The 24310-nt window shown below is 61.6% G+C and carries 23 protein-coding genes; 21 read left to right on the top strand and 2 right to left on the bottom strand.

Going from position 1 to position 24310, the window contains the following annotated elements:
- Positions 1-8: 8 nt before the first annotated feature.
- Positions 9-1850, top strand: a complete 1842-nt coding sequence (gene asnB / locus K1X71_06755; protein MBX7072833.1) for an asparagine synthase (glutamine-hydrolyzing) — start codon at positions 9-11, stop codon at positions 1848-1850.
- A 15-nt stretch (positions 1851-1865) separates the two neighbouring features.
- On the opposite strand, the gene K1X71_06760 is transcribed toward asnB, so the two are convergent.
- Positions 1866-2534 (bottom strand): tetratricopeptide repeat protein, encoded by a 669-nt coding sequence (locus K1X71_06760; protein ID MBX7072834.1) that lies wholly within the window; start codon positions 2532-2534, stop codon positions 1866-1868.
- Between the two features lie 432 nt (positions 2535-2966).
- Here K1X71_06760 and K1X71_06765 point away from each other — a divergent pair, with 432 nt between their 5' ends.
- Positions 2967-3956 (top strand): STN domain-containing protein, encoded by a 990-nt coding sequence (locus K1X71_06765; GenBank protein MBX7072835.1) that lies wholly within the window; start codon positions 2967-2969, stop codon positions 3954-3956.
- Positions 3957-4001: 45 nt separating this feature from the next.
- Here K1X71_06765 and K1X71_06770 read toward each other — a convergent pair whose 3' ends face one another.
- On the bottom strand, positions 4002-4373 hold the full coding sequence (locus K1X71_06770) for a response regulator (protein ID MBX7072836.1): 372 nt from the start codon (positions 4371-4373) through the stop codon (positions 4002-4004).
- A gap of 369 nt (positions 4374-4742) precedes the next feature.
- On the opposite strand from K1X71_06770, the gene K1X71_06775 reads away from it, so the two are divergent.
- The 19 genes from K1X71_06775 to K1X71_06865 form a co-directional block, all read left to right on the top strand.
- Entirely contained in the window at positions 4743-7178 is a 2436-nt protein-coding gene (locus tag K1X71_06775; GenBank protein MBX7072837.1) for a tetratricopeptide repeat protein, read from the top strand.
- Positions 7179-7196: 18 nt separating this feature from the next.
- Positions 7197-7643 carry a hypothetical protein gene (locus K1X71_06780; protein MBX7072838.1) on the top strand — a complete coding sequence of 149 codons (447 nt, stop codon included), beginning with the start codon at positions 7197-7199 and terminating at the stop codon, positions 7641-7643.
- An 18-nt stretch (positions 7644-7661) separates the two neighbouring features.
- A complete protein-coding gene (locus tag K1X71_06785) occupies positions 7662-8519 on the top strand; it encodes a sensor histidine kinase (protein ID MBX7072839.1) in 858 nt (285 codons plus the stop codon).
- Between the two features lie 8 nt (positions 8520-8527).
- Positions 8528-9934, top strand: a complete 1407-nt coding sequence (locus tag K1X71_06790; GenBank protein MBX7072840.1) for a sigma-54 dependent transcriptional regulator — start codon at positions 8528-8530, stop codon at positions 9932-9934.
- Between the two features lie 251 nt (positions 9935-10185).
- Positions 10186-10596, top strand: a complete 411-nt coding sequence (flgB, locus tag K1X71_06795; GenBank protein MBX7072841.1) for a flagellar basal body rod protein FlgB — start codon at positions 10186-10188, stop codon at positions 10594-10596.
- 32 nt (positions 10597-10628) lie between these two features.
- Entirely contained in the window at positions 10629-11039 is a 411-nt protein-coding gene (gene flgC / locus K1X71_06800; GenBank protein MBX7072842.1) for a flagellar basal body rod protein FlgC, read from the top strand.
- A 12-nt stretch (positions 11040-11051) separates the two neighbouring features.
- The gene (fliE, locus tag K1X71_06805) at positions 11052-11363 is read left to right on the top strand and encodes a flagellar hook-basal body complex protein FliE (GenBank protein ID MBX7072843.1); all 312 of its coding nucleotides are present in this window, start codon (positions 11052-11054) and stop codon (positions 11361-11363) included.
- Between the two features lie 65 nt (positions 11364-11428).
- Entirely contained in the window at positions 11429-13102 is a 1674-nt protein-coding gene (locus tag K1X71_06810) for a hypothetical protein (GenBank protein MBX7072844.1), read from the top strand.
- A 9-nt stretch (positions 13103-13111) separates the two neighbouring features.
- Positions 13112-14119, top strand: coding sequence for a hypothetical protein (locus K1X71_06815; protein MBX7072845.1), 1008 nt, complete (start codon positions 13112-13114; stop codon positions 14117-14119).
- The gene (locus K1X71_06820) at positions 14116-14769 is read left to right on the top strand and encodes a hypothetical protein (protein MBX7072846.1); all 654 of its coding nucleotides are present in this window, start codon (positions 14116-14118) and stop codon (positions 14767-14769) included. The genes K1X71_06815 and K1X71_06820 overlap by 4 nt, the downstream gene beginning before the upstream one ends.
- 19 nt (positions 14770-14788) lie before the next feature.
- Complete coding sequence (locus K1X71_06825; GenBank protein MBX7072847.1) at positions 14789-16132, top strand: FliI/YscN family ATPase; 1344 nt, start codon at positions 14789-14791, stop codon at positions 16130-16132.
- A gap of 42 nt (positions 16133-16174) precedes the next feature.
- Positions 16175-16603, top strand: a complete 429-nt coding sequence (gene fliJ / locus K1X71_06830) for a flagellar export protein FliJ (protein MBX7072848.1) — start codon at positions 16175-16177, stop codon at positions 16601-16603.
- Positions 16591-17265 carry a hypothetical protein gene (locus tag K1X71_06835; protein MBX7072849.1) on the top strand — a complete coding sequence of 225 codons (675 nt, stop codon included), beginning with the start codon at positions 16591-16593 and terminating at the stop codon, positions 17263-17265. The genes fliJ and K1X71_06835 overlap by 13 nt, the downstream gene beginning before the upstream one ends.
- Positions 17266-17275: 10 nt before the next feature.
- Positions 17276-18814: a flagellar hook-length control protein FliK gene (locus K1X71_06840; protein ID MBX7072850.1), complete on the top strand. Its 1539-nt coding sequence runs from the start codon at positions 17276-17278 to the stop codon at positions 18812-18814.
- Between the two features lie 118 nt (positions 18815-18932).
- The gene (locus tag K1X71_06845; protein MBX7072851.1) at positions 18933-19370 is read left to right on the top strand and encodes a flagellar biosynthesis protein FlgD; all 438 of its coding nucleotides are present in this window, start codon (positions 18933-18935) and stop codon (positions 19368-19370) included.
- Positions 19371-19397: 27 nt separating this feature from the next.
- Complete coding sequence (locus K1X71_06850) at positions 19398-21839, top strand: flagellar hook-basal body complex protein (GenBank protein MBX7072852.1); 2442 nt, start codon at positions 19398-19400, stop codon at positions 21837-21839.
- 442 nt (positions 21840-22281) lie between these two features.
- Positions 22282-22974: a flagellar basal body-associated FliL family protein gene (locus K1X71_06855; GenBank protein MBX7072853.1), complete on the top strand. Its 693-nt coding sequence runs from the start codon at positions 22282-22284 to the stop codon at positions 22972-22974.
- A gap of 175 nt (positions 22975-23149) precedes the next feature.
- Positions 23150-23764, top strand: coding sequence for a flagellar motor switch protein FliN (gene fliN / locus K1X71_06860; GenBank protein MBX7072854.1), 615 nt, complete (start codon positions 23150-23152; stop codon positions 23762-23764).
- Between the two features lie 57 nt (positions 23765-23821).
- A partial coding sequence (locus K1X71_06865; protein ID MBX7072855.1) for a hypothetical protein occupies positions 23822-24310 on the top strand: 489 nt, incomplete at its 3' end.

The raw sequence follows: 24310 nt of genomic DNA on the forward strand, positions 1-24310 counted from the left end.
CAGTCCTCATGTGCGGAATTGCCGGCATCTTTGCGCTCGATCCCTCGCGGGCCGCTTCGCGCGATGATCTGCAGCGCATGATCGCCACGATGCCGCATCGCGGGCCAGACGCGCGCGGAACGGTCTGCTGCGCGCCGCACGTCGGGCTAGGGCATGTGCGCCTCTCGATCTTGGATCTGCGACCGGAGAGCAATCAGCCGTTTGAGCTGGACAATGGCGACTACGTCATCAGCTACAACGGCGAGATATTCAACTACATCGAGTTGCGCGCGGAACTTGAATCCGCGGGGCACTCGTTTCGCACCAGTTCGGACACCGAAGTGCTGCTACGCGCCTATCAGGAGTGGGGGCCGGCTGCAGTGCAGCGGTTCAACGGAATGTGGGCCTTCGCTATCTACGATCGGCGGCAAGATTTGCTTTTTTGCTCGCGCGACCGATTTGGCGTCAAGCCGTTCGTTTATGCCGTCGATCAAGGACGCGTGCTGATCGCATCCGAGGCCAAGGCCCTGTTGGCCATTGCTCCGCATCTGGCGCGGCCAAACTACGATTCGCTCTCCCGCTTGCTGCGCGCAAGCGTCGGGGCGCGATTAGAGGCGACTTGCTTTGAAGGCATTCGGCGCTTGTTGCCGGCGCATCACCTGATTGTTTCAAGAGCAGGCGTTCGTACGGAGCGGTACTGGAACTATCCAACAGACCGTGACGATTCGCTGTCGTTTGAGGACGCCGCCGAGGGCCTGAGCGAGCAACTTGAGGACTCCTTGCGCTTGCGAATGCGCAGCGATGTGCCGGTGGGCATCACGCTCAGCGGCGGGGTCGATTCGTCGAGTATTGCCTGCCTGGTTCACAAGATTCACCCGGCGCTGCTCGACACCTTCACCGCCTCGTTTCCGGGCGAGCCGTTCGACGAAGCGCCGCGAGCCGAGGCGCTGGCAAACCACTTGGGCATGCGGCCCCACTTGGTTCCCGCGCAACCCGACGATTTTCTCGCGACATTGCGGCAGGTCGTACGCCATCTCGAAGCGCCGATTCACACGCCCGCCGTGTTGCCACTGTGGTTCATCATGCGTGCAGCGAAGGAGCGAGTGACGGTTGTACTGGAGGGTCAAGGCGCCGACGAACTGCTAGCCGGTTATGACACGAACTTCGCGCTGGCGGCCACCGATCGCGCGCTGCGGGGAAATCTATTTGGCGCCGCGCGCGAAATTGGCTGGGAACTGCGGCGCGTGGGCGCCAAGCGCGCGGTGCTGCTGGCTGGTCGAGCGCTGGGCCCCGAGTGGAGCCACCGCCTGTTTCGCCGGAGTCGCGGCGACGAGCAGGTTTATCTTGGACCGCTACGCGATGGCCCGCAGGATGAGCCGGCCGGATCAGTCGCATTGGGCGGCGACCGGCTGAACGCCTCACTGGTTCGCCAACACGCCGGGCGATTGGTGGATTTGCTGCACTATGGCGATGCGATCTCGATGGCACATTCAATCGAGTCGCGATTGCCGTTCTTGGACTATCGACTGATCGAATATTGCTGCCGCATGCCCGGCGACTTCAAGTATCGGGATGGGCATGGCAAGGCGGTGCTTAAGCAAGCCGTGCGCCAGATTGTGCCAGCGGAAGTGCTGACGCCGCGCAAAAAACTGGGATTTGTAGTGCCGATTGGTCGCTGGTTTCGTGAGCAGCCCGAGCGAACGGTCGATCCGGTGCTGCGCAGCGCCGTATGTCGGCGGCGAGGGCTTTTTGATCCCGAGCGATTGGATCAGACGCTGGCGCTACATGCCAGAGGGCGCGTGGACCTGTCGAACAATATCTATCGCTGGATCATAACAGAGCTGTGGTTTCAGGAATTCATCGACCGGTAACTGGTCGATGGCCGCTCAGCTCTCGCTCTTGCGCTTCAAGGTGCGCTCTAGATAATCGGCGCCGGCGCGGACGCCTTCGAGACCCGGATTAAGCCGCAATGCGCGTTTGAAGCATTCCAGCGCCGACACAGAGTCGTTGAGCTGCAGATAGCACTGGCCCATGCCGGTGGCGGCGTCGAAGTGATAGGGGTTGATTTCCAGCGTCTGATGACAATCTTGGATCGATTCGGCGAAGCGGCCAAGATTATAAAAGGCGATGGCCCGTTGATTCCAGGCCTCGGCGATGTCGGGCGAGTCGTCGACCAACTCATTCGCCGACTTCACGGCATCGCGATACTTGGCGGTGGAATTCAGACGAATGATTTTGGCCAGCCGGCGGCGGCTGGCTTCGTCGCCAGCTCGACGCCACAGGGAGCGAACGCCATTTTCGGCGATAGTGCGGACAATGCGATCTGGATCGTTGAGCAGCCGACCGAGCGGCGCGTTGGACGAATAATCGGCAAGGAACCCAATCGCGAGCGACGCGCCGCGCCGCACCTCGCGGCGACCATGCCGAGTCAAGCGTTCCAGCGACCCAATGGTGTAGCGCTCGGACACGCTGCGAATGAAGGCCGCCGTGTCCTGATCGCTCAGGTAGGCTTGATAAAAGTCGAGTACTAGTGCCGTACGCGAGGGACTTTGCACGAGTGATATCCTAAACCGAACGGCTGCCGCGTTCCCTCGCGACGCAGAATCCGGATACGAGCAAGACGTCGGGGCACTCCCGTGGGATACAATGGTCGAGTGTAATCGGCCACTGCGAATTCGCCAAATAAAATCGGACGTTCGTCGCAACACGTGAGCGCTTGCCAACCGCATTGGTCCGTTCGTACTAGCTGCGCGGCGGGCGCGCGCTGTACGGCACGTTTCTTGCGCGTTTGGCGCGCCGGCTTTACTCCTCTCCGGTGGCTATTCGAGTGGCCAAGATGCGTCATTTTCGCCTACTTGGCATTGGTCTGCGCAATTGCCTGCGCTGGTGAGCCAAGACAACCAAAGTGGCTGTCAGGACTTGCGCAGCGACAAGCGCTGGACCAAGGGATTGGCGTGGCATGGGCGGGGGTTGGAATGCGAAGCGCCATGGATGCTGTTGCCAAAACACAACATTGCGCCGTACTGATTGATCGCCGCATCGATCCCGATCGCCGCCTGACACTGCAAGGGGGGGAAAGGCCATTACGCGAATGGTTTGTCGCAGTTGCCGACGAAGTCGGGGGCCGGGCGTCGTTTGGCGACGGAGTTGTCTATTTGGCGCCCTCTCAGGCCGCCGCGCGAGTGCGAACCATCATTGCGATTGGCGAGGCCCAGGCCGCGCGGCTTAGTGCGGCGCAGAAAAAAGTCTGGTTGGAACGCCGCCTGTTGGAATGGCCAGACTTCACCGCGCCGCGCGAGTTGGTGTCTCAACTGGCAATGGATGCCGGTGTGGAATTGACAGGAATCGAGAAGATTCCGCACGATCTGTGGGGAGCGGCCAGCTTGCCCGCGATGTCGCTGGTTGCCCGGCTCAGTTATGTTCTGAACCAGTACGACTTGGAACTGGTGTTGGCCCACGATGGGCGCCGCGGGCGGATTATCCCGGTTGGCGCCGAACATCGCCTGGAGCGGCGCTATCCAGCGGGCCCTTCGGCGGCGAAATCCGTGGCGCGTATCAAGCAGTTAGCGCCCAGCGCGCATGTGGCAACGCGAGCTCGTGATCTCATGGTGGCAGCGACGCTCGAAGAGCATGAACGAATCGCCGGAGTCGGATCGCCTGGCAAGAAGCAACCCGCGCCGGCTAGCGCCCTTGAGCAGATACGGATCGAACGACTGACCCTCCAGTCGCTGCCACTGGCCGCGGTCATTGAGCAGCTTTCGGAGCGACTGCAATTGGAGACCACGTTCGATCAAGAAGCGGCGCGCGCCGCTGGCATCGACCCACAGCAGTTGATCAATGTCGAACTTCGCGATGCCACGGTTGATGACCTTTTGAGAGCCACGCTGGAACCGGCGGACCTGACCTATCGCCGCGAGGGACGCAAGGTGACGGTGCTTCCGAAATCGAATTCGCCCACGGCCCAACACGCTCGTTAAACGCGAACGGCCGGCGCCCCTGGCGACCGGCCGTTCGCTGCAGCGCTACGGCGAGCGCAAGCCATGTTTGTGCAGTTTTTGGCGCAGAGTTTCGGCGGTGAAGGGCTTCACCAAGACGTCCGAAAGCCCTGCCTGGATGGCTTGCGCCGCGCGGCCTTTTTCGGCCTCAGTGGTGACCATGATGATCGGCACGACGGTGTCCATGGCGCGAATCTCCTGAATCAACTCCAAGCCGCTCTTGCCGGGCATACTCCAGTCGGTGAGCACCACGTCAAACTCGCCAGGCTTGAACAGCGTAACGGCTTCGCTGCCATCCGCGGCCTCAGTGGCGCTTTCGACTCCGACCGCCCGTAGCGAGTGGATGAGAATCCGGCGCATGGTGCTTGAGTCATCGGCGACCAACGCTCGTTTACTCATTACAGTTGCTCCAAACGCGGATGGATTCGACTCAGATCGGCCGTCCGTTGCTCTCCAAATGAACGAGCAAAGATAGGACAGACTGGGGCGAAGTCAACATGAGACACATTGCAGCGTTTGCGCCAGCATTTCCATGCAAGCTGCCGGCGAGAATGGCGACGCTATGTAAGCGCCCGAATTGACGCGATTACCCCAACTGCCAAGCGATTACAGGATGCGTTGACAGTTCAGGATGCCTTGCGGTACATATCCGCCGCCGCTCGGCGGTGCGGGAGCGCTTGCGCGAACAGGGACGTTCGGCAGCCGGCGGCAGTTTGGAATCCTCGAAAGTTATCGGCGCTAGTTGGCGCCGGTTCACTGGGGACATGCATGGCCAAGGAATCGGCCAAACCGGCGACTACGACGGACGCCGCGGCTGGCGCCGCGAATCTTGCGTCGCGATTGATGCGCGCTAAATGGATCGTGGTGGCCGCGCTTGTGGTTGTAGTTTCCGCCGGGGTTGGGACGTACTTACTAGCGCCAAGTGGAGCAACCCCAATACTCGGTCGCGCCACGGGGGAAGGGGTGTTGGCCGCATTAGATGAACAGCGCGACAATGAGGCCGAAGCGCTAGCGCGCCAAATTGAATCCTCGGTCGGCGCCCGCTCCAGAGACCGCAGCGCGGCGGCGTTCGCGCTGGGCAAGATTACCTGTCAGCGCGCGGCTCAAATGTTGGGAGTGCCGCGTGTGAAAGCCTATCGCAAGGCGGCGCAGCGATTGCAAAAGTCGGCCGATCTAGGGTTTCCCGCCGGCCGTGCGGCGCAAGGGTATTTGCTGTTGGGCGAATCATTATTGCATGGCGGTCAGTCCCAGCGTGCCCGCGAACCACTGGAAAGGGCAGCGGAAGCTGCGCCGAATCAACAGTCTCTAACTGATCCCCTGTTGGCGCTGGCCTACGCTCGCTCGCCGCAGGCCGATCCCGACAAGGCCTTACGCTATCTCTCGCGGAGCCTTAAGCGGAATGACCCGGCCCGCGGACCGGAACGACTGCGCAACGAACTGCTGCATGCGGAACTGTTAGGGAAACTGGAACGTTTCGACGAGGCGCGCGAGGTGCTGGCGCCTTTGAAGATGAACGACGAAACGCGCTGGGACGCGTTATTGGCCGAGTGCCGCCTGACACTGCAACAAGGCCGAGAACAGCGCGCTGCCGCTGGCTTGGCGGGAGATGCCGCCGGCCTGCAGGCCGCCAACGCGAACTTGCAAGCCGCCATCGAAGGACTGCGACAAATCCAGTCGTCTGCGCCGCGCGGCGAAGCGGTCACCGGGCAAGCGATGTACCTGGTTGGTGTCTGCTTGGTGGAGCTGGGAGACGAGCGCGCGGCGCTCGATCAATTCGAGCGAACCTACAAACGCTACGTGGATCTGCCCGAGGGGTGGGCCGCGCTGGTGGAAATTGTCGACCTGAAGCTACGTGCCCGCGCGTATGAAGACGCCACGCAATCGTTAGCGGAAGCGGTGCGAGTGCGGCGGCGACAGCCCCTCGAAGACGATCGTTGGATCTCCGCGGATGAGTTTCGCGTTCGGTTGAATCGCGCGTATTCCACTCTGGTCGAGAATTCGCAGTTCGCGCTGGCGATTCAACTGACTCAAACAATCACGCCACCGCTGACTCAGGCGGAGAACTGGGAGTTTCAGGCCAAAGCCATGGAGGCCTGGGGACGACGGCTGATTGACGACGCCGGCCGGCTTTCGGGCGAGGCGGCCATCGCCCAGCGCCGCATGGGGCGAGCCCGAATGCGCGCCGCGGCCGTTTTGTATGACCAGCTTGCCAAGCAGCGATTTGCCACGCGGCAATATCCGGCGGATCGCCTGAAATCGGCGGAGTGCTATCTAGAAGCGCAGAACTACCATCAGGCGGCGACGCTGCTGCGTGACTATCTAGAGATAATTGGCCGCCGCGAGCGCCCGCCGGCGCTGGTCCTGTTGGCCAGGACGCTGGTGGGAGAAGGAAAGTTCAAAGAAGCGTTGGCGGTGCTCGATGAATGCATCGAGTTTCATGCTCGACATCCGGCCCTGTACGGCGCCCATTTGCTGGCCAGCGCCATTCACCTGGAACTGGGCGACTACGCCGCCGCGGAACGCAGCCTGTTGGCCAATTTGGATGGCGACTTGCTGACTCCGGCGAGCAAGGAATGGCGCGAATCGCTGTTCGCCCTCGGCAGCCTGTTGCACCTGACGGGACGTTACGAAGAGGCCATCGAACGCCTGAGCGAGGCCATTCAGCGCTATCCGGACGACCATCAGGCATGGATGGCGCAATATCTGCTAGCAGACAGCGAGTTGCAGTTGGCCGCCCGCTTTGGCAAGCAGTTGGATTCCGAGTTGGTGGAGCAGTCGCGCCGCGAGTTGGGACGCAAGCGCCAACGGGCCTATGAGCTGGCAGCCAGTGGTTATCAAGTGGTGGTGGAACGACTTGGCGAGCGCGAAATGAGCATCGAATTGAAGCAGGTGGAGCGCGCGGTGCAGCGGACAAGCATCTTCAACTGGGGAGCGTCGCTGGTCGCGCTGGGGCGCTATGCCGAGGCCCTCGAGCCGTACACGCTGGCGTTGAACCGTTATCCCAACATGCCAGAGGCCCTCGCCGCGTATGCGCAGGTGGCGATCTGTCACCGACGATTGGGAGACCCGGACGAGGCGCAAACGGCGCTGTCGCTGGCGCGAGTTGTGCTGGATCGGATGCCGGCCAACGCTCCCTTCGCACAACGAACTGGGCTGGACGCCGCCGACTGGAATACCTATCTCACGTGGCTACGAGCGCTGTAACACGAGCGACAAGACAGCATGCTGGCGACGACACAACAACTGGCGGAACTGATCGAGGCCAAACACGCCTGTCTGGTCGAACTGCGCGACCTAAGTCGGCAGCAGGCCACGCTGATCGAGTCCGGCGACTTGACCGAGTTGCTGCGCATGTTCGCGGGCAAACAACGACTGATTGAACAATTGCACGCGGTGGAGCGTGGATTCGATCCGTATCGGCAGCAAGATCCCGATCGCCGCGTCTGGCGTACTGCGGGAGAACGGGAGCGGTGTGCTGCGCTGTTGGGTCAAGCGCAAGCCTTGTTCGACGAAGTGCTCGATCAAGAACGGGAAAACGAGGCGAACCTGAAGCTGCGCCGAGACGAAGTCGCAGCCAAGCTGCAAATGTTGCAGTCGGCCAGCGAAGCGCGACAGGCCTACGCCGACTGCAGTGAATTTGGAACAGCGGGTCTCGATCTGGCTTCATAGCCGGAAGTGAGGAAAACGATGGTGCAGCAGCCGCGCATCTATACCGAGGAACCGCTCGACACAAGCGCCGATCTTGGCGCCGTGTTGGCGGCATGGCATACGGCCACCGAACGGTTGGAGCAAACGCACCATGCGCTCCGCGCCGAGGTGTGCCGGCTGACAGACGAATTGGAAATCAAGAATCGCGAGCTAGCGCGCAAAAATCGACTGGCCGATCTGGGCCAAATCGCCGCCCATGTGGCGCACGAAGTGCGCAATAATCTGGTGCCGGTGAATCTGTACCTGAGCTTGTTGCGGCGGCGCTTGTCCGACGACGGGGGAAGTCTGGACGTGTTGACCAAGGTGGAGAGCGGCGTATTGTCGCTCGATTCCACCGTGAACGACTTGTTGCACTTTGCCGCGGAGCGCGAGCCACAAGTGGGCGGCGTGTACCCGCGCCGCGTGGCCGAGGAAATTGTCGCCCAACTCGCGCCGCAACTACGCGCGCAAGGCATCGATGTTGATTTACAGCTAGCGGCCGATGAATGGATCACGGCCGATCGCGAGATGCTGCGTCGGGCCCTATTGAACCTGACGTTGAACGCCATAGACGCCATGCCATCCGGTGGCGAGATCACCTTCAGTGCGTATCGCGGCCGCGGCTGGTACGAGTTGGAGGTGGCCGACAGCGGACCGGGGCTCAGTCCGGAACTGCAAGCACGAGTGTTCGAGCCGTTCTTCAGCACCAAGAGCACCGGCACGGGGTTGGGACTGGCCATTGTGCAACGCATCGTCGAGGCGCATGGCGGCGACGTATTGATCCAAAACTGCGCCATCGGTGGCGCGGCGTTCACGTTGCGCATCCCGCAACAAACCATCATGGAGGCCGCCGCGTGATCAGGTCGGTGACAGACAAAAGCCAGAGACCGTCGACCGGGCGCGTGCTGGTGGTGGACGACCATCCACAGTCGCGCGGCTCGATTTGTGAAATACTGACGCATGTGGGGCATCGAGTCGAAGGAGTGTCGAGCGCCATCGAGGGCTTGGCTCGGCTAGGGGTGGAAAGCTTCGACCTGATCATTACCGACTTGCAAATGCCAGGCATGAGCGGCCTGGAGTTCATTCGCGAGCTGACGAAGCGCCGGCACGGCGCTCAGATCGTCATGGTGACTGCTTACGCTTCGGTGTCGACGGCGGTGGAGGCGATGCGCCATGGCGCGTTTGACTACATTGAAAAACCGTTCAACGTCGACGCTTTGGAGGACCTGGTCGACCGTGCGTTAGCGCATGGCCGGTTGATCGACGCCGCCGCGCCATCGCGCGCCGGCGGCACAGGCGACGAGCCCGTGATGATGCAAGGATCCAGTCGTAAGATGCAAGCCTTGCGTGACCGGATCGCCCAGGTGGCGCCGACCACCGAAACCGTGCTCATCACTGGCGAAAGCGGAACGGGCAAAGAATTGGTGGCGCGCGCTATTCACGCGCAAAGTCGCCGCGCGGCATCGCCGCTTGTCAGCCTGAACTGCCCCGTGCTGTCTGACCATTTGATGGAAAGTGAGCTATTTGGGCACGAGAAGGGAGCCTTCACTGGCGCCGACGCGGCGCGCACCGGGCGTTTCGAGCTGGCCGACGGCGGAACGATCTTGCTGGATGAGGTGAGCGAGATCGGTCTGCCGCTACAAGCCAAGCTGCTACGCGTGCTGCAAGAGCGCACCTTCGAACGGGTGGGTTCGAGCAAGACGCAGCGGATCGACGTGCGAGTGCTGGCCAGCAGCAATCGCGACTTGCCGGCCGAGGCGAAAGCGGGGCGGTTTCGCGAGGATTTGTATTACCGCCTGGCGGTGGTGCCGCTGGCGGTTCCACCGCTGCGCGAACGACTCGAAGATGTTGCGGAACTAGCGCACCACTTTTTGGAGCGGGCGGCCGGGCGACTGCAGCGCGACCCCTGCCAGCTCGACGCCGCGGCCCGCGATCTGCTATCGCATTATCAGTGGCCTGGCAATGTGCGCGAATTAGAGAATATCATCACCCGAGCCAGCGTGTTGTGCTCTAGCGGTTCGATCGGCGTCGGCGACATTCGGCCCTGGCTGATCGATGGCAAGCCGCAGGCCGATGAATCGCACGGCGCTTTGCCGGTCGGCACGCGGCTGGATGAGATGGAACGCGCACTGATCGAAGCGACCTTGGACCACTACAGCGGGCATCGAGCGCGGACCGCCGAAGCGCTGGGGATCGGAATACGCACACTTTCGGGCAAACTGCGAGGCTACGGATACGCGCCGCGGGAGAAGTCGTTCAGCCGAGCGATCTAGTCGCCGCGATGGCGATCGGCAGAATTGGCCGGTCGGCACGCGCAGAAATCGCCGGTCACGCCCTAGAGCATGGTGTATCGCAGGCAAGTATCGGACGTTCGGCCCGAGCGACTACAGCGAAAAAAGAATGAGACCACGGTTCGACTTGCGATTAGAAACGGCACCACTTGGGGTGGCGGCATCCCGTTGCACTGCGCGAGCGGCGCGCCATTTGCCCTGGGAGCATCGGTGGCAGATTAGGCAGGTATGCGATGCTTGACGCGTTGTTTAATCAGACTCCGATTCCGGCCCTGGAGCAGTTTGCCAACTTCGCGCAAACTCGGCATTCGATTCTGGCGAGCAACGTCGCCAACTTCGACGTGCCCGGTTATCGCACCCGCGACCTGTCGGTCGAGCAGTTCCAATCGCAACTAAAAGAAGCCATCACCGCTCGCGACAACTGGAGCTTGGGGAACCCTTCTCCGGCTCAAACGGGATACGGCGACCCGTTTGGTGAGGTGAAACAAAGTCTTACTAGTATCGTGCATCACGACGAGACGAATGTGGGACTCGAACAACAGATCGCCGAGATCACCAAGAACCAATTGCAGCACAACCTGGCGATGGTGATTATGGCGAATCAATTTCGGCTATTGCAGGCGGCAATTAGCGAACGCGTGTAACGCGTCGTCACGGCGGTCAAGGAGGACCGAGCATGTTTACGGCGATTAATGTGAGCACCAGCGCACTGGTAGCGCAGCGCGTGCGGTTGAACTCAATCTCGAACAACATCGCCAACATTTCTACCACGCGCAATGAAGCGGGCCAGCCCGAGGCCTATCAGCCGCGCTACGTGGTGTTTCAGACCGACACCAGCCTGGGAGGGCCTGCTGGCGCCGCCGGCGTGCGGGTCAGTTCGGTCGAGACCGAGAAGGGCCAGCCGCGGCTCAAGTACGATCCCACGCATCCCGACGCCGACAAAAACGGTTACGTCGCCTATCCAGATATCGATCTCACCACCCAGTTCGTCGATTCGCTCGAAGCTTCGCGGGCGTATGAGGCGAACATTGGTCTCATTGAAATCTCGAAAGATCTGTTTCAACAATCGTTTCGCATTCTCGCATAGACAGGTTGAGCGATGAATCAAGCCATCGGAGCAATCGGGCAACAGGTGGGCGTACAATCGCGCTTCACCTTGGACGCCGCGCAGCAGGCAATCGCGCCCGGGCAGACATCGTTCAAGGATCTGTTGGTCGACTCGGTCAACCAGGTGAACGCGATGCAGCAGGACGCGAACGCCGCAGTGGAAAATTTGATGACGGGCGGCGACGTCAACCCGGCCGAGGTGCTATCGGCGGTGCAGAAGGCGGATCTGGCGTTCCGCATGACGATGCAGGTTCGCAATAAGTTGATGCAGGCCTATGAAGAGGTAAAGAGTATCCGCGTCTAGTCGGTGGCGCGCACGGCGTTCATGGATGATCGCCCGTTTGTCGGTCGCAGAGGGAGCTGCTCAGGATGGATTTTCTCAATCGGGCGATGGCCCAGCTTAACGACTTGTTCCGCTCAATGTCGGCTGGCACGCGGATGACCGCGGCGCTGCTGTTGATCGTGGTGGTCGTCAGCTTGGGGTATCTCTTTCAATCGCGGACGACGGGCCCCGACAGCTACTTGCTCGGCGGACACCCCTTTTCGCCAGGCGAGATGCCGGCCGTCCTCGGCGCGCTGGCACAAGCCGGACTGAGCGACTTTGAAGTGGAAGGGAATCTGATTCGGATTCCGAAAGCCCAGCAATCGGCGTACTTGGCGGCGCTAGCCGACGCTAATCGGTTGCCGATCTCGTTTGGCGATCGGCTGATCGACGTCGTCGAGCGTCAAAGCCCATTCTCAAGTGGCAAACAGCAAGAGGCGATTCTCAAGCAAGCTCTCAACTCGATGCTGGCCAAAAGCATCAGCCAGATGGCCGGTATTGAGAGCGCCGATGTTTACACCGACACTAAGGAAAAACGTGGATTCAAGTCCGAGCCGCAGGCCACCGCCGCGGTGCATGTGCGGACGCTTGGCTCGCAGCCTCTGACCGCCGCGCAGGCCTTTGCGATTCGCAGCCTGGTAGCCGGCGCCATCTTGGGGCTTTCGCGCGACCAGGTCAGCGTCATCGACGCGCATCATGGGAAGACATTTTCTGGCGATGGCGAAAGCGGTGGAGGCGGTGGAGGCTTTGACCACCCTTACCTGTCGCTCAAGCGCACCTACGAGCAAGAGTTTCAGGACGACATCGCATCGCTGCTGTCGTATGTGCCCGGCGTCAACGTGAGCGTCAACGTCGAGCTCAGCAAGATGCAGCATAGCGAAGAGGAAAGCCAAAAGTTTGATCCCAAGCCGGTGGCGATGAGGACGACTTCGGACGAGACGGAAACCAGCACAGATAGTGGCGGGCCGGGCGGCCGGCCGGGGCTCGAAGCGCAGCAGCCCAATCGTGGGGCGTCAATCGCCGGCGCCGGACGCGGAACTTCGTCGCGCGAGACGCGTAACCGCAGCGAGGAGTCCAAAGTCACTTCGACCGACATCACTCGGTCACGACATGTCGGCTTGACTCCCGAGCGTGTGTCGGTGTCGGTGGCGATACCAAGCAGCTATTTCGTCAATTTGTGGCGCGAACGCCATCCGACCGCCGAGGGCCAGACGCCGGTCGAACCAACCACGGCGGAACTGGTGCAGATCGAGGAGGAGGAACGAGAAAAGATTCGACTACTGGTGTTCAACAAGATTCCGCATCAGGCCGACGTCAGCGCCGCGGATCTAGTGTCGGTCGCGCCGTTCACGCCGATTCCGCTAGCGCCACCCACCGGACCAGCAATGTCCACCAAGGCCTTGGCTTGGCTTGGCGACTCGTGGAGCACGCTGGGCATGTTCGCGTTGGCTGGCGTGAGTCTGGTCATGCTGCGATCGGTGGTGCGCGGCGTGCCGAGCCAGGTCTCGCCGCAGCCAGTCGCAGGATATGAAGAAAACCCGGCGGTGCTGCCGATGTCGGCAAATCCCGTCGAAGCCGGCGAGGCGGCAAGCGCCAAGAGCCGGCTACGGCGGCGAGCAAGCACTGGGCCGTCGTTGCGCGATGATCTGGTCGAGCTGGTGCGCGAAGATCCCGATGCGGCGGCGAACATACTCAAGGGCTGGATCGGCAACCTGAATTAGCGCATGACGATGATAGAGCACAAAGAATCCACATTGCGTAAGGCGGCGATTCTCATTCGTAGCCTCGACGACCGCACTGCCAGCAGCTTGCTTGCGCAACTGCCGCCGTCGCAGGCGGCGCAGGTGCGCGAGCTGGCGCGATATCTGGACGACGTGGACCCGATCGAGCAGCAGCAGGTGCTGAACGACTTTCTGGGCAGCGAGCGACCGAGAACGGTGGTGGACGATGGCGGCGTGGAGCTCGACGTCAATCTGGCGCATGAACCCCAAGAGATCGCCGCGGACTCTCGAAGTCGTCCGGTCGCTTTCGGCGGCGAGTCGCTGCTTCACGACTCAGATGTTGCCGAATTGTCTCGGTTGCTCGAGCACGAACAGCCACAGACCATCGCGCTCGTGCTGGCGCACCTGACGTCGCACCGCGCGTCGGACGTGTTGATGCACCTCGGCGTGGATTTGCGCGCGGAGGTTGTACGACGGCTGGTGGAGCTCGACGAAGCGCACCCCACAGCGCTTGCCGCGGTTCAGCGCAGCTTGGAGACACGATTACAGTCGCGGTTGGAAGGCCAGCGCCGCCAGGCGGCGGGAATGGCGACCATGCGGCAGATACTCCATGCCAGTGGTCCGCTGACGGAACACGAACTGCTGTCGAGCATTGCCCGCCACGACGCCGAGTTGGCGACTCGTTTGGGACGCGCGCCACAGGTGGCGCCCGCAGAGCCGCTACCCTCCGAGGCGCCTCGCGAGGTCGAATTCGACGAACTGATCGAATGGACCGACGTTGAACTGGCCGGGGTGATCGCCGACTGCGACCCACAGGTGATGCGGCTGGCGCTGGCCGGCGCGACACTGATGTTTGCGGAACGGGTCTACCGGCTGCTGGGCGGGCGCGCGGCCAAGAAGTTGCGCCGCTCAATCGAACAACTGGGGGCGGTGCGGATGAGCGATGTGGCCGCCGCTCAGCGCGAAGTGTGCCTGATCGCCGCGGAGCAATGGTCGGTCGTAGAGGGGGCGGCATGAGCTCGATCATCAAATCGAAGGAGCCAGCCAGACAAGCAGGCGGAGTCGCCTTCAATTTCGGCGACATGACCGAAAAGGCACAGGCCTACCTGGCGACCGTTCAGGGCGAGGCGCGCAAGATCATCGCCGAAGCGGAACAGCAGGCTGCGGGCATCCGCGAACGAGCCGAACGCGAGGGTCGCGCCGCGGCGATGGCGCAGATGGAACAAACTGCCGAGCAAAAAGTGAGTACGCATGTGGCCACGCTGTTACCGGCGCTCAAACAGGTGGTGGAGCAAATCGGACACGCGCGCCAAGCATGGATCAAGCATTGGGAACGACAAGCGATTCACGTCGCTGCGGCGATAGCAGAGCGCGTGATTCGCAAAGAGCTGGCACGAGAACCAGAAATCACTCTCGCGCTCGTTCGCGAAGCCTTGGAACTGGCGGCTGGCAGCGCGGATGTGAAGATTTATTTGCACCCCGAGGATCAACAAGCGCTCGGTAAGCAGGCGCAATTGTTGATTCGAGAACTAAGCCGCGCCGGCGCGGCGGAAGTGATCGCTGCCGACGATATCGGCCGGGGCGGTTGCCGAGTAGAGACGCGATTTGGAGTGATTGATCAACAAATCGGGGCACAATTAGCGCGGATTGAGGAAGAGCTGAGTTAGCACCTGCCGACAAATCGTCATGTTGGAACTACAAGAACAAATTCGACGTGTCATGCCCACCGCCCTGACGGGGAAGGTGCAGGGGATTGTTGGCACCACGGCAGCGGTGGCGGGCTTTCCGGCCCCGGTGGGCGCGGTCGTTGAGATCGAGCGTCAGTCGGGCACGACGCTGCGCGCCGAGGTGATTGGCTTTCGAGACGAAACGACGATCGTCTATCCACACAGCGACCTGGTGGAAGTGCGGCGCGGCAACCGCGTGCGGTTGGTGCGCACCCTGCCTTGGATTGCGGTGGGCGACGAACTGCTAGGCCGGGTCGTCAATGCCGAAGGACAGGTGATCGATGGACTGCCGCAGCCCAGTCTGGCGGGCCGCGCGTTAGTGGATCAAGCGCCCCCCAGCCCTATTTCACGGCCACGCATCGATACGCCCCTTTCGACAGGGGTGCGCTGCATGGATGCGCTGCTCACCTGCGGCAAGGGCCAGCGGATGGGAATCTTCGCGGGTTCGGGCGTCGGCAAGAGCGTGACGCTTGGCATGATGGCGCGCTACACCTCGGCGGAGGTGAGCGTCGTAGGTCTCATTGGCGAGCGCGGCCGCGAAGTCAACGACTTCATCGAACGCGACCTCGGCCCAGAAGGCCTGAAGCGTAGCGTCGTAGTGGTGGCGACCAGCGACGAGCCCGCGGTGAAGCGCGTGCGCGCCGCGTCGACCGCCACGGCAATCGCCGAGTACTTTCGAGATCAAGGCCGCGACGTCCTGTTGATGATGGACTCGGTGACGCGCTTTGCGCAGGCGCAGCGCGAGATTGGGCTGGCCGCGGGCGAGCCCCCTACCACGCGAGGATTTCCGCCGTCGGTATTTGCCATGTTGCCGAAGCTGGTGGAGCGCGCAGGCCGCAGCCCGCGCGGCAGCATCACCGCCTTTTACTCGGTGCTGGTGGAGGGCGACGATCCCAATGAGCCGATTGGCGACGCCGTGCGCGGATTGCTCGATGGACATACCTGGCTGTCGCGGAAAATTGCCTCCCGTGGACATTATCCGGCGATCGATGTCCTGGGCAGCTTAAGTCGTTTGATGAACGACATTGTGCCGGCGGAGCAAGTGGCGGCCGCGCAGTTGATCCGCGAGCTGCTGTCGGCGTATCGCGACCATGAGGATTTGATCTCGATCGGCGCGTATCGCCGCGGGAGCAACCCCACGGTCGACTTGGCCATGGACATGCACGATGTGATCAACCAGTTCTTGCGGCAAAAGGTCGAGGAGTCCAGTTCCGTCGAAGGGGCGCGGCAAATGCTGGTTCAGCTCGCCAAGGTGGCGGCGACGCGGCGCGCTAGCACGGCACAGAGTTCAAGCCGAGGTTAATCCAGGTCCATGCAGCCGTTTCATTTCCGACTGGCGACGCTAATGCGACTGCGCGAATCGTGGCGCGATGAAAAGCGCGGCGAGTTGGCGCAGGCGCTGCGCGCCGATGCGGCACTGTTGGATCGGCTACAGGAGTTGGAAGGGGACTTGCGGCAACTGCGCGTGAACGCCACCCATCTGTCCGTGGGACCGATCAACGTCGATCGACTGCTCGACGCGCAACGTTATGAACTGCTGTTGCGAGCGGAAGAGCAGATGGCCATTGTCCAGCGGAAAGTGCTGGCGGAGGAAATCGAGCGGCGACGGCTGGTGCTGGTCGAGGCGGATCGCGAAGTGCGGATGCTGGAAAAGATGAAGGAGGCGCAGGCCGCGCGACATCAGGTCGAGGAGGAGCGGCGCGAGCAGGCGCAGCTAGATGAGATCGCGCTACGGCCCTTTGCCATGGGAGGTCGAACCGCATGGGAGGGCTGATCTCCAAGTTGGGGGCGGGCGTTTCGTACTTCGCGGTTGCCACGGTATTGGCCGCGATCACATTGGTCGTAATTGGTTTTTCTACTGGCACGTTGAACGAAGCCAAGTTGGCGCGGCTGCGCGCGGTGTTGGTGGGAACCGAAGCACAAGCGCCCAAGGCGCGGCCAGACGAGGCCAAGGAGACGCCTTCGTATGAAGAGTTGCTCGAGCGGCGCTCGGTGAAGTTTCGCGAATTGGAGCTGCGCGAAGAAGTGGTGCGACAGAATGTTTCGATTCTCACCCGCGAGCGGCTCGATGTGACGGCGCGACGTGACGAACTGACCCGCATTCAACAGGCGTTTCAAGCGGAACTGGCGCAAATGGCCGACGCCGCGCTCGTGGCTGGCGAAGAGAACGTGCGGCTCACCTTCGAGCGAATGCGGCCGCCACAGGCGCGTCAACAGTTGCTGCTGATGCTGGAGCAGGGCGAGTTGGAAAATGTGGTCGCGATGCTGGCCGCGATGCCGATAGAGAGACGGGCGAAAATCGTGGCTGAGTTCAAGTCGCCCGAAGATCTGCCGCGACTGAATGAGATTCTGGAAGTAATGGGACAGGGCGATCCGGTCGCTCGCATGGTGGATGAGACGCGCGGCGCGATGTCGCAGGCAGCATCCCAACCTTAGGACCAATGCAATGGCGCGGATGAATATCGATAGTCTGATCTTCAGCATTCCGCCGGTTGAGGCCACCAAGCGGCGCGCGTCGGCAGACGATGGCGCGCCAGTGTTTGACGATCACCTGCGGCACATGGAACAATCGCCGCTGTCCAAGCTGATCGAGCAGCGAAGCGAACAACGCGAAGATGCGCGCGATGAGAGCCGCCGGAACGATCCGGCCCCCGCGACGGAGCGCCCCAAGAAGCAAGTGACGGATCGCGACACGAAGGCTGAGCGGCCCCACAAGGCGGCCAGAACACACGCCGATCCCGAACCGGCCACCGAGCAGAAGTCGCCCGAAGCGACTTCGGTCCAAGCCGTTGTTTCCGCAGCGGCAACCGTCAGTGCTGTTCCTCGCGCGGAGCTGGCTCAGCACGCGGAGCGGGATGCGGCGAAGGATGGAGACGCGTCGGAGGAACAGGTCCACGCCACAGAAGCAGTCAGCGCGACAAGAGGCCTCAACAACGCGGAAACCGCGCATGTTGCTGCCGCCGTGAAGTCGCCGATGCACAAGGCGCCAGGCAAGTCCGCGGATGAGCAACACACGACGCCTGCTGAAGCGCCGGTTCGCAACCCTTCGGCGGCAGTAGCGGCAGGCGAGGCCGAAGTAGCAAAGTCCGGCAACACCAATGCCAAGGAGAGTTCGGAGGAGGCTTCACTCAAAACTGCCGAAGCGATCGCCGAAAAAGTGAACTCGTCAATACCGGTCGAGCCGTCGGCCGATGCGCGATCGTCCACGCGGCGGGAGCGTTCCGAACGGAGAGAATCGCGCGCAGACGCGGACTCGCAGGCGAAGATCGTGCAGGCGGTCGATACCGCCAGCGCGCCACCGCCCGACAATGCTGCGGCGCCAGCCACGGGATTGGAGACGCCGGCCGCGGTGGTCAGCAAGCCTGGCGATGCCGCTGCGCTGTCCGTCCAGGCTACGCAACGGCCAGCCAGCCCAGCAACGCAATCACCTGCGAATACTCAAACCGTCGCCAGTGGCTCCACCGCCGGCGCCGAAACTGGCCGCTCAACCACCGGCAGCGCGAAGCGCGGCAGCGAGATGGGCCGATCCACGGGACTGTCGCAGACCGATCAGGCCCGCTTCATCGGTCGAGTATCTCGAGCGTTTCAAACGATCGGCGAGACGGGTGGCAAACTGCGATTGCGGTTGAGCCCGGCGGAACTTGGTTCGCTCAAGCTCGATGTCACGGTTAAAGATGGCGTGTTGTCGGCGCGGATCGAGGCCGAAACGGACCACGCCCGCCAGGTGCTGACCGACAACTTGCCGCAGTTGCGCGAGCGCCTTGGCGAACAAGGCATCAAGATCGAGCGCTTCGACATTGATCTCATGAATCAGTCCGGAGGCGAACTGGCGCGCGACGCGGGTCAACAAGCCAACGATGGCCAGCGTGGATCAGCCGGCCAGCGCCGCTTTGAAACCGCGCTGGCGCGCGACAGTGCTGCGTCTCCAGCGGCGCCGGAGCGTGGGAGGCAACAGACCAATGGCGCGCTGGATGTGGTGATTTAAGACCGGAGAGAGCAGGAACATCGTTTTTCGGATGAATTAGCCCGGTTGACGCCACCGCGCTTGCGCCGCGGCGCCGGCGCGTTCGTAAGACAAGCCAAACCACCGTAAGGACAATCAGATGGCTACAGACAATACCGCCGCGATCGGACAAACCAGCAATCAAAACCAGGCCAAGATTCTGCCGAAGGGAAAGAAGGCCGACGCATTTCAAGACATTGACCTCAAGAGCTTCTTGGACTTGATGATCGCCGAGTTGCAGAACCAGGATCCGGTCAATCCGATGGACAATGCGCAGATCCTGGAACAATTGGGGCAACTGCGTTCGATTTCTTCGACCGACAAGCTTTCCAAAACGCTGGATTCGATGGAGCAGGGGCAAAGCTTCGCGGCCGCCAGCAGTTTGATCGGCAAGCAGATCAAAGGACTGGACGACGGTTCGAATGAGGTGACTGGCAAGGTGGACAAGGCCACGGTGGCCGACGGCGCCATCCGCGTGCATGTCGGCGACAAGAGCGTCAGCCTCAGCAATATCCGCGAGATTCAACCCGCTCAATAACGCATACATTTCTGGAAGGAACGAGAAATGGGCCTTTCCTCCGTATTCAGCACGGCCATCACCGGACTCAGCGCCGCCGAAACCACGATCGACGTGGTGGGCAACAATGTGGCGAACGCCAACACCAACGGATTCAAAGCGTCCGAGGCGTTGTTCGCCACTCAGTTCTTGCGCACGTTGAGCCTGGGCTCGGCGCCAACCGACAACAACGGCGGTACGAATCCACGGCAGATCGGCCTGGGCACAAAAGTCGCATCGATCACGCCCAATTTCTCGCAAGGCACAATTCAAATCAGCGCCGCGGCCAACGACATCGCGATTCAAGGCGATGGGTTCTTCATTGTAGAGGCATCAAGCGGCGAGCACCTTTACACCCGCAATGGATCGTTTCAGCTAAACAGCAAGAACGAGTTGGTTACATCGACCGGCCAGCGATTGCTGGGCTTCGGCGTTGACGAGAACTTTCAGCTTCAAACCACGGAACTCAAACCGCTCGTGATCCCCTTGGGCAGCGCTGCGGTAGCGCAGGCCACGGAGACTGCGGAGCTTTCCGGCACGTTGGTTCCAGACGGTGATCTGGCCACCACGGCTGAGATCATCGAGAGTGGCGTGCTGGGAGACTCGGCCCTCACGCGGCCGACAAACACCACCACGGCCAACCTGTCGGCCGTGCCAGGCGCCGGAACCACACTGGGGCAAAGCGCTGGTGGTGGTGGCTTGGCGGCGGGTGAAGTGTACCGCTACCAGGTCGTTTTCGCCGATGGCGCTATTGGATCCGACACGCCCACCGAGAGCTTGCCGTCAGCGACGCTGGGTCCTATCACGGTCACCGGCGGGAACGATCAAGTGGCGCTCAGCAACCTGCCGGTCGATCCGACCGGCCGCTATACCGCGCGGCGCATCTACCGGACCGATGCGACCGGCACAGGCGCCTATCATTACGTGGGCGAAGTGCTCAACAACCTGGCGGGCCAATCGTTCACAGACGGCGCCAACGCCGCCGCTTGGTCGGCCGGGCAATCACTCGACACAACGACGCTGACGGGCAACTACAACTACTACGTCACTTTCGCCGACGCCAGCGGCGGCCCGCCCAACGGCGTGGAAAGTCGGCCCTCTCAGATCATCAATCCGACCACGATCTCTGGGGGACGCGTCCAACTGGAAAACATTCCGGTAGACACCAGCGGCAATTTTACGGTACGCCGCATCTACCGAAACCTGGCCAACAACCCCAACGTTTTCTACTACGTGGGGGAGATCGACAACAACCTGCCGAGCCAAACCTTCACCGACAACAACTCCGACGCCACGATAGCGCTTAATCCGCAGGTCAACCTGGATGGTCCGGCGGTCAACTTCAACACTCTCTTAACCAACGTGGTGCAGCGGAACGCCAACGATGGTTACGACTCGCCCTTTAAAGAAGGAGTGTTGGAGTTCAAAGGATCCAAGGCGGAGCGCGAGATCAATCCGCCCAAACAGTTCACAATCACCGGCACTTCCACGGTGCTCGATTTGATCACCTTCATGGAGGAGTCGCTCGGCATTCAACGCTCCACTGCCGCCAATGGGATTCCGGAGGACATTTCCGGATTGGCGCCGGGCGGCACATTGAACAACGGTCGCATTCGACTGGTGGGCAACAACGGCAAAGGCAATGCGATTGAGATCAGCACTGCCGACTTTACGCTGACTCCCAGCACTGGGACCGTCAGCCAACCCAATTTGAGCTTCGGTTCCACGCAAAAGGCTGTGGGCGAGAGCGCGACGGCCGATTTCCTCGTTTACGACTCGCTGGGTATTCCGCTCAACGTGCGACTCACGGCGGTGCTGGAGAGCCGGAACGCCACGACAACTACATACCGTTGGTTCGCCGATTCGGCCGACAACGATCCGACGAGTGGCGTGCAGACCGCCGTCGGATCGGGACTAGTCACTTTTGACGGGAAGGGAAATCTGATTCCCGGCGGCACCGCCACGATATCGATCGATCGATCGCACATTGCGTCCGACAAACCATTGTCGTTCACACTCGACTTTAGCAACGTCTCGGGACTGGCGTCAAAGGTGAGTAGTTTGCAGGTGACGCGTCAGGATGGACAACCGCCCGGAAAGCTCACCAACTACATCATCGACGAATCGGGACGCATGCGCGGCGTGTTCGACAACGGCTTTGAACGCGATCTGGGCCAAATGCGATTGGCGCGATTCGCCAACAACACCGGTCTCGAAGCCCGCGGCCAGAACATGTACGCCGGCGGTGTGAACTCGGGCCTGCCGGTGCAAGGCAACCCAGGTCAGGAGGGCATTGGCCAGGTGGTTGGCGGCGCCGTGGAACTCTCGAACACCGATATCGGCAAGAACCTGATCGACCTGATCTTGGCGTCGACGCAATATCGCGGCAACGCGCGCGTAATCACCGCCGCTCAGCAACTGCTCGACGAATTGTTGAATCTGCGTCGATAAGCGAATGCGGCTGGCAAGCGCGAGGTGATCGCCTGGCTGATTTGAGTTGGCGGCAAGGCGCCATGGCTTGGCGCCGACGGACTCAATCGCATGTAGGGACGGTCGCGATGCCGGGCACGTTCTCAGCCCAAGCGCGCCCCAGAGATGGTAATGCGCGCACCGAAACGCTGTGCGCGATCGCGTTCGTCCGGGGACGCGACTTTCGGTCGAATCCAAGAGCGGCTCAAATCGGCTACGCCACCCGCCTTGGGCGCGGAAAAATCGGGTATTCGGAAGCGACCGATTATGCCGGTCAGCGCCTAATCAGACGCGGATTCGTGTTTGTTGAGCAATTCGGCTGGATTCGGAAAGCGCCAACGCAGAAGAAGCTATGGTTCATTAACCATCTCGGCTCCCATAGCGTTTGTAACGGGGCCCATTGCTTCCAACCTTGATAGGCGCCATGAGCAAACAAACCACCCCGACGCCCGCGGCCGCGACGAAAGAGCACGCTGCCGAAGGAAAAGGAGCTCCGGCTCTGATGAACAAGATCACCATTTTGGCATTGATCCTGGCTGTGGTTCTGGGCGAATGCCTGGCCGCGTTCTTCTTTCTCGGCAATGGTGAACCGGCGGCAGCCGCGGACGCCAAGGAAGCGGTCGCCGAAGAGGGCCACGACAAGAAACATGACCAAGAACATGACAAGGGGCACGCAAAATCGCACGACAAGGGGCATGGTGGTCACGGCGCCGCCGAAAAACATGACAAGGGACACGGTCATGGCGAGGAAAAGAAAGCGGAGCATGGGCATGCCGCTCCGGTCGAGCATTTCGGCGAGAACCGCGAGGTTGATCTTGGCGAATATAGCATCATGGCCACAGATCCGGCTTCGGGTGCTAGCTTGCTGGTCGATTTTCACATCTTTGGAACGGTGACTTTCGACGAATCCGGTGAGTTTGATGCGCTGTTCGAGGAGAACCGGCATCGTATGCGTCACCAGGTCATTACGATCGTCCGCAGCGCGGAGATGGCCGATTTGACTGACGCCAGCCTGGGGCTCATTCGCCGGCAGATTCTGGAAAAGACCAATCAACTACTGGGCAAGCCGCTGGTGCAAGAGGTCATCTTCAGCAAGTTTTCGTTTATCGAGCAGTGACAGCAATGCTGGCTGTCGCGGCGCCACTGCGACTTCCAGCGCGGAGCGTCATTCGGCGCCGCTCGTTTCACGATGCGACGGTGTGACTTGGCCTTGATGCCGGACCGTGTTTTCGCGAGAATCCCGCCCGCTTTTCTCGCCAGCACAGGCCCGAACCGCAGGCGCCAGCATCGCCATGTCCGATGACCATCAGAAAATGGGCCAAGACGAAATCGAACGATTGCTCCAGCAATCCCAGACCGGCAAGTCGTTGGGCAGCGGCCCAGCGCCCTCGGGCAGCGCACCGCTAGGCCAACACGAGATCGAGGCGCTGCTCAGCGGCAAACCGCCGATGGCAACATCGGCGCCCGCCAGCTCCAAGGGAGCGGCGCCAGAATCGCAAGAACCGCAGATCGCGCCGGGCGATGTGGACTTTTTGCTGAGCCAAGCGCAGGCAGCGCTGGCGTCCATCGACGCGCCAGCCGCCACCGAAGCGGCGACGCCGGCCACGCCGTTTGAATTGCACGAGTTCACGGGCGCGATTCCTTCGACCGAGCGGGCCACACTCGATCTGATTCGCGACGTCGACCTCGATTTGAAAATCGAACTGGGCCGCACCCAGATGTACCTGGAAGACGTGCTCAAATTGCGACGGGGGACGGTGGTGCCGCTCGACAAACTGGCGGGCGACCCGGTCGATATCTACGTGAACGGTCGATTGATCGCGCGGGGCGAAGTTCTGGTGCTCAACGACAATTTTTGCGTGCGGGTCGCGGAGTTGATTTCGAGCGAATCCGCCAAGGCCGGTTGATCATCGGCGCGGTCGCAAGGATGCGCCGCCAATTGGCAACCCAGGAATAACGCACGGATGCGCGGTCGAACGGCCATCTTGGTGTGGGCGGCATTTTGCCTTGGCGTCTCGCATACGCGCGGGCAGGATATGCGCGATATTCCCGATGCCCGCGGCGGGCGAGCGGCGGCGCCGGCGGTTCGCCATGCCCATGCAACTCCACCGCGCAGAGCCACTACGCGGAGTCGCCACGAGTACGTGTTCCCTCCGTCAGACGAACCGGTTTACGACGAGCCGCAGCGAGCGAGCAACAACGATCCCTTTGCCGAGACGCGACAAGTCACACACGTCGAGGCTGCGGACACGCCGCCGCTTCCTGGTAGCGCACAGGTCAGTGCGAATCAAGACGCCGAGGCTGGCACAGCGGTCGGTGCGCCAACATCCGCCACTAGCATCGACGAGCAAACGGCCGCGCCCAATACGGTCCCCAATGACCAACAAGCCATTCCGCTGTCGCCACGCAAGGCAGAGCGATCGACACATAACAGCGCCACCAAGACCGAGATA

This window comes from Pirellulales bacterium (assembly GCA_019694455.1).
In the GTDB taxonomy this organism is placed as follows: Bacteria; Planctomycetota; Planctomycetia; order Pirellulales; family JAEUIK01; genus JAIBBY01.